This is a genomic window from Pedobacter sp. (assembly GCF_035566355.1).
Lineage (GTDB): Bacteria > Bacteroidota > Bacteroidia > Sphingobacteriales > Sphingobacteriaceae > Pedobacter.
This window is the reverse complement of the sequence record NZ_DATMRL010000604.1, coordinates 1-7,084: the sequence shown is the minus strand read 5'-3', so window position 1 is coordinate 7,084 and position 7,084 is coordinate 1. Positions and strand designations below refer to the sequence as shown.

At 40.3% G+C, this 7,084-nt stretch carries 3 protein-coding genes and 1 other RNA gene; 1 reads left to right on the top strand and 3 read right to left on the bottom strand.

Annotated elements, in window-relative coordinates:
- The 3 genes from VNZ46_RS23730 to gltB form a co-directional block, all read right to left on the bottom strand.
- On the bottom strand, window positions 1-330 hold a 330-nt coding region (locus tag VNZ46_RS23730; protein WP_325563258.1), incomplete at its 3' end, for a hypothetical protein.
- Between the two features lie 170 nt (window positions 331-500).
- A complete protein-coding gene (locus VNZ46_RS23725) occupies window positions 501-1,967 on the bottom strand; it encodes a glutamate synthase subunit beta (RefSeq protein WP_325563256.1) in 1,467 nt (488 codons plus the stop codon).
- Window positions 1,968-1,970: 3 nt separating this feature from the next.
- Window positions 1,971-6,482 carry a glutamate synthase large subunit gene (gene gltB / locus VNZ46_RS23720; RefSeq protein WP_325563260.1) on the bottom strand — a complete coding sequence of 1,504 codons (4,512 nt, stop codon included), beginning with the start codon at window positions 6,480-6,482 and terminating at the stop codon, window positions 1,971-1,973.
- A 342-nt stretch (window positions 6,483-6,824) separates the two neighbouring features.
- Here gltB and ffs point away from each other — a divergent pair.
- Window positions 6,825-6,924: signal recognition particle sRNA small type (gene ffs, locus VNZ46_RS23715), an RNA gene on the top strand.
- Window positions 6,925-7,084 lie beyond the last annotated feature (160 nt).

Genomic DNA, 7,084 nt, shown 5'->3' with positions numbered 1-7,084 from the left:
GTACTGACGAACATAGGTGTTGTGCTGCAGGTAAGGTTTTGGCTTATTGATCACTACTTTATAGGCATTATAAAGATTGAAATTTCCATAGGCCGGAGGTAAATTTCTGTTCCATGTCCAACGGCCATTGGTTAGGTAAATGTATTGACCTGAAGGCACATAGTAATAAGCATCAATAGCAGGAATATAATAGTAGTCTACATGATCGTAGCCAGTTGGCCCCCAAAGCGGTTGAGAACCTATGTTTACGTTTAAGCTAATTTGAGCTTTAGCAGGTATGCTGAATACTGACGTTATCAATAGCACAGCAACAATAATAATCTTTTTCATGTTGTTACCAATTTAAGGTTTCGTTTACTAATCATGCTCATGCAAATTGGTGTCCAAAGCCTACAACAACTAGATAATTTAACAATATTTAACTGATGGCATATAGCTGTATAAAAAGAAAGCCGATGCTAAATACACACCGGCTTTCTTTTTATATACTTTTATACTGATTAAGCGTATGGAATACCATCTTTACATGGTAATTTACTATATCCCATCAGATACTCGTCAACCTTTCTTGCGGTTTCTCTGCCTTCAGATATGGCCCAAACCACCAATGACTGACCTCTTCTCATATCACCTGCAGCAAAGATCTTTGCAATATTGGTTTGGTAGTTTCCTTCCTCAGCTTTAACATTTCCTCTGTTGTCAAGTTCAACACCTAATTTCTCCAGTAAACCTTCTTTTTGAGGGTGCAGGAAGCCCATAGCCAAGAGTACCAACTGGCAAGGCAATTCGCGTTCTGTACCCGCAATTTCAGTAAAATTAACCGGACGTCCATTCGCGTCAATCTGCCACTCTACGTCTACTATTTTCAAGGCTTTCAGATTTCCGTTTTCATCTTTAATGAATTCTTTGGAATTGACTGCCCAGCCTCTTTCGCATCCTTCTTCATGAGAAGAAGTTACTTTTAAAAGCATTGGATAAGTTGGCCAAGGCATATTTGGTGTACGTTGTTGCGAAGGCATAGGCATGATCTCAAACTGAGTTACAGATTTAGCCCCCTGTCTATTGGAAGTTCCAATACAATCTGAACCGGTATCTCCCCCTCCAATCACAATAACATCTTTACCAGTGGCCAAAATCGGTTCCTGTTCAAAACTGAAGTTCTTTACCCGTTTATTTTGCTGTTTCAGGAAGTCCATAGCAAAATGAACACCTTTAGATTCACGACCCGGAATAGTTAAATCTCTAGGGATTGTAGAACCACCCGCCAGTACAATAGATTGGAAATCTCTTAATAAAGTGCTGATCTCTACATTTACACCAACGTTAGAGTTGCATTTAAATATCACCCCCTCCTTCTCCAACAGCGCAATACGTCTTGTTACGACATCTTTTTGCAACTTGAAATCAGGAATTCCATAATTTAACAATCCCCCCGGTGTATCGTCCCGCTCATAAACAGTCACTTCATGCCCCGCCTTGTTCAATTGTGCTGCAGCAGCTAAACCCGCAGGACCTGATCCAATAACAGCCACTTTTTTGCCTGTTCTTAACAAAGGCGGTTCTGCTTTAATATAACCTTTTGCAAAAGCAATTTCAATAATGTGTTTTTCAATCTCCTCAATAGAAACCGGCGGTTTGTTGATCCCAAGTACACATGCAGATTCGCAGGGTGCAGGGCAAATCCTACCCGTAAACTCCGGGAAGTTGTTTGTGCTCAGCAAAATAGATGTTGCCAGCTCCCAATCTCCTTTATATACAGCATCGTTAAATTCAGGAATTACATTTCCCAGTGGGCAGCCCGACTGACAAAACGGAACCCCACAATCCATACAACGTGCAGCTTCTTTATTGATCTGCTCTGCCTCATAAGCCTGAACAAACTCATTGTAATGTTTTAAACGCGCTTTGGCATCTTCTTTTACAGGAGCAGTTCTTTCATACTCTAAAAATCCAGTTACTTTTCCCATAATTTAAGATATTTTTAATTTAGAATTTCTTTTCATTAATACTGCTTTGTACTCTTTAGGGAATACTTTGATGAAATGTGCAGATTGAGTTGCCCAATCATTTAATATGAACTGAGCCAATTTACTGCCAGTCAATTGAATATGCTTTTTTAACAAAATGTTAATTCGCAATTCATCTTCTTCAGTTAATGGATCCAGATCAACCATTTCCTTATTACATTTTGATGGGAAATCGCCCTTTGTATCATAGATCCAGGCAACACCACCGCTCATACCTGCGGCAAAATTACTTCCTGTTTCACCGATAACCAGAACCTCACCACCAGTCATATATTCACAACCATGATCACCAAGTCCCTCAACAACTGCTGTTGCACCAGAATTTCTCACAGCAAATCTTTCTCCAGCCTGGCCTCTCACAAATAATTCACCAGAAGTTGCACCGTAGAGTGCCACGTTACCAATAATGATATTCTGTTCTGGTACATAATTGATGTTGGAGAAAGGATAAATAGATAATCTTGCTCCCGAAAGTCCTTTACCCACATAGTCATTCGCCTCGCCTTCCAGTTGAAGAGAAATACCCCTCGCTGCGAAAGCTCCAAAACTTTGTCCGGCAGAACCATTGAATTTAAAATTAATGGTATCTACAGGTAAGCCCTGGCCTTTATACACTTTAGAGACCTCATTAGACAACATCGTACCAATTGCTCTGTCTGTATTTTTCACTTCGAATTCTTTAAATACAGGCTCTTTGCTCAGAATAGAGGGTTGTGCGGCCAGGATTAGCTTATGATCCAGAACCTCGCTAAGACCATGATCTTGTTGTTCTGTGTTATAGAAGCTTAGACCATTATCCGGTGCTTTATATAAAATTCCGGAAAGATCCAGGTCTTTAAGTTTCCAATCGCTCTCCGCAATTTGACGAACACCTAAAGCATCAGCCTGTCCAACCATTTCGTTTACGGTACGGAAACCAAGTTCGGCCATGGTTTCACGCAATTCCTCAGCAAGGAAATAGAAGAGATTTACCACATGATCTGCTTCACCAGTAAATAATTTTCTCAGTTCAGGATCTTGAGTAGCTACCCCTACCGGACAAGTATTTAAATGGCATTTACGCATCATGATACAGCCAGAAGTCACCAGGGCAGCAGTAGCCACACCCCATTCTTCTGCACCCAATAAAGTTGCAATAGCAATATCTCTTCCTGTTTTAAGCTGACCGTCAGTTTGCAGAACAACCCTGCTTCTTAAGCGGTTTTTTACAAGAGTCTGGTGAGCTTCAGCCAATCCAAGTTCCCAAGGTAAACCTGCGTGTTGTATAGAGGTTAATGGAGATGCACCTGTTCCTCCGTCAAAGCCAGAAACCAGGATTACATCAGCGTGAGCCTTAGCTACCCCGGCAGCAATTGTACCAACTCCAGCTTTAGATACCAGTTTTACATTAATTCTTGCTTCACGGTTTGCATTTTTCAGATCGAAGATCAGCTGTGCAAGATCTTCAATAGAATAAATATCGTGGTGAGGCGGAGGCGAAATTAAACCTACACCTGGTGTTGCATGACGCACTTTCGCAATCCAGTCATCCACTTTATGTCCGGGAAGCTGACCACCCTCTCCAGGCTTGGCACCCTGTGCCATCTTGATCTGAAGCTCGTCTGCATTTGTTAAATAATAACTGGTTACACCAAAACGTGCAGATGCAATCTGTTTGATAGCCGAACGCATAGAGTCTCCGTTTGGCAAAATTTCATAGCGCAATTCGTCTTCACCACCTTCACCCGTATTGCTTTTTCCGCCAATACGGTTCATGGCAATTGCAAGAGTAGAGTGTGCCTCATGTGAAATTGAACCAAATGACATGGCTCCGGTTGCAAAGCGTTTTAATATGTTTTCAACTGGCTCCACCTCATTCAAAGGAACAGCTGGTCTGTTGTATTTAAATTCAAATAAGCCACGAATGGTATAAGCTTGTTTGGTTTGCTCATTAACCAGTTTAGAATACTGCTTATAAGTTGCATAATCATTTCTTCTGGTAGAATTCTGCAACAAATGGATGGTTTGCGGGTTAAACAAATGCTGTTCACCTTTGCGTCTCCATTTGTAAGTACCACCAGTTGGAAGAATAGGATCAGGTCTGTGCGCCTTTCCAAATACCCTGCTGTGTTTAATGAGTGCTTCATTTGCAATCTCATCAAGACCAAGCCCACCGATTCTGGATACTGAACCTGAGAAATAAGTATCTACCACATTTTTGTGGATACCTAAAATCTCGAATATCTGAGCCCCATGGTAAGACTGCAAAGTAGATATTCCCATTTTTGAGAATATTTTAAGCAAACCATTATTTACTGCATAAATATAGTTTTGAGTCAATTTCTCCAGTTTCTGATCTGATTCATGCTCCATTCCTTTAATGGTTTCCAAGGCGAGATACGGGTTAACCGCAGTCGCACCAAAACCAATTAAACAGGCAAAATGGTGTACTTCCCAGACATCACCAGCTTCTACAACAATACCTACAGCACCCCGGTGACCTTTGCGGATCAGATGGTGGTGAACTGCCGATACGGCAAGTAAAGAAGGTATAGCAGCGTGCTCAGAATCTACCGCTCTGTCAGATAAAATAATCACCTGGAAGCCATCCTCAACCGCATCAACAGCATAACGGCATAAACGATCCAATGCTTTCGCCATAGCTCCAGGCTTACCAGAAGCTCTGAAATACGTTTGCAGCGTTTTAGATTGAAACACACCGGTATCAATACTTCTTAATTTCTCTAATTCAAGATTGGTTAATATTGGATGTTTAATACCCACACAATGGCATTGCATGGCGTGTTCTTCCAGTAAATTACCATTATTCCCCATAAATCCGGCCAGACTCATCACCACTTTTTCACGGATCGGATCAATTGGCGGATTGGTTACCTGGGCAAACAGTTGTTTAAAGTACGAAGACAAATGCTGAGGTTTCTGGGATAATATAGCCAATGGCGTATCTGTTCCCATAGAACCAATAGCCTCTTTACCTTCAAGTGCCATCGGCTTAATGATTAAATCGATGTCCTCTCTGGTGTATCCAAAAACCTGCTGATATTTAAAGATAGACTCTTCAGAAAGATTACTGAATACGACACGTGGATCAGATAATTCTTCAAGTCTGATCTGGTATTGGTTCAGCCAGTCTGCATAAGGTCTTCTGCTGCAAACCTGTTGTTTAACTTCTTCATCGCTAATAATACGGCCCTGCTCCATGTCTACCACAAACATTTTTCCAGGGGTTAACCGGCCTTTCTCAATGATTTTGCTCTGATCTAAAGCCAGAACACCTGCTTCAGATGCCATAATTACACGGTCATCTTCAGTAATTGCATACCTGGATGGGCGAAGACCGTTTCTGTCTAAGGTGGCACCAATCAGATTTCCATCTGTAAAGGCAATTGCTGCAGGTCCGTCCCAAGGCTCCATTAAGGTCGCATGAAATTTATAGAAAGCTTGTTTCAGCTCATCCATATCCTCATTGCCATCCCAGGCCTCTGGAACCAACATCATCAGTACATGTGGTAATGATCTGCCGGCATGTAGCAATAATTCAACTATATTATCTAAACATCCCGAATCAGATTGACTCTCATCAATCACTGGTAAAAGGATATTGAGTTCTTCAGGCGTAAAATAAGAAGATGCAAATGATTTAACACTTGCACGGAACCAGTTCAGGTTACCCTGCAAGGTGTTGATCTCTCCATTATGGGCAATATACCTGAAAGGTTGTGCCAATCTCCACGATGGAAAAGTATTGGTTGCAAAACGGGAGTGTACAAGTCCAAATGCAGACACTACACGTTTATCGCTTAATTCGGTAAAATAAGTTCTAACCTGTAAAGAAGTCAGCTGACCTTTATATACTATAGTCCTTGAAGAGAACGATGCAATATAAAAATCAGATTTAATTCCGTTTACAGTATTCAGTATGGTTTTGGTCAGGTAATTTTTAAATACATATAGCTTACGTTCAAAATCAGCTCCAGCCGCAATAGCATAAGGTCTGGCTATAAATAGTTGTTCCATTTCCGGTTCAACCGATAAAGCCATATCCCCTATATCAGTAGTGTCTGTCTGAACTTTTCTAAAACCAAGAACTTCTAAGTTTAGTTTTTCAGCAGCACGGTAAATAACCTCGCGGCACTCTTCCCGGGCTTTAATGTCTTTAGGTAAAAATAACATCCCTACGCCGTAATCACCGGATTGGTTCAGGCTAAATCCGATTTTTAAGCATTCGTCGTAAAGAAATTCGTGTGGAATTTGAATCATGATCCCTGCACCGTCTCCGGTGTTGATCTCAGCCCCTACTGCTCCCCTATGATCTAATTTTTCAAGTATGGTAATGGCATCTGAAATGATTTGCTGGGACTTCCTTCCCTTTACATGAGCAACAAACCCAATACCGCAGGCATCGTGTTCAAAACGCTGGTCATATAATCCCTGATTGTCTTCTGTGTGGTCCATAAAGCTAAGTGTGTTAGAAACACTAAGATAGAGATTTCTAAATAAAATTGCCATTTTTGTATATATTTTTCAGAAAAATGAATTAATTACTTCTGAAATTATATAAGTATTAAAAATATCGTAATTTAAATCGTTCCCAATTACGAATTTCGCAACGCCCTTATTTGTATTCATTTTTAATAACGTGTTTTTATTTACTTGTTCTTAAGTTTAAGATTTCTTAAAAATTATTTTACACTGCAAACTTCTACTGTTCAGCAAATTAGGCCTAAATCGTCTGGAAACGCAGAATTATTATCAAATTTTCTTTGGTAGAATGATCTCTTTTGCTACTTTTGTGGCGGGCAAGTCTTTTACGATCAGCTCCCTTTGAACTCCCCCAGGGCGGGAACGAAGCAAGGGTAGAAGGTTGTAGCGGTGCGATAAAAGGTGCTTGCCCATTTTTACTTTTTTTCTTAAAGTAAAATGCAAATTCCTAACTATTATTAAAACTGAATTATTAATGACAAGTTTATCTTGTTCTGGCAAACTAATTGCCTAATTTAGCGCATAATAAATCTGATTATTAATTTAAGTATTTTTAATTTATATAATAATATGAA

Bases quoted from the DNA above. Each gene is read 5' to 3' on its own strand.
- VNZ46_RS23725 (WP_325563256.1), bottom strand. From the start codon at position 1,967: ATGGGAAAAGTAACTGGATTTTTAGAGTATGAAAGAACTGCTCCTGTA.
- gltB (WP_325563260.1), bottom strand. From the start codon at position 6,482: ATGGACCACACAGAAGACAATCAGGGATTATATGACCAGCGTTTTGAA.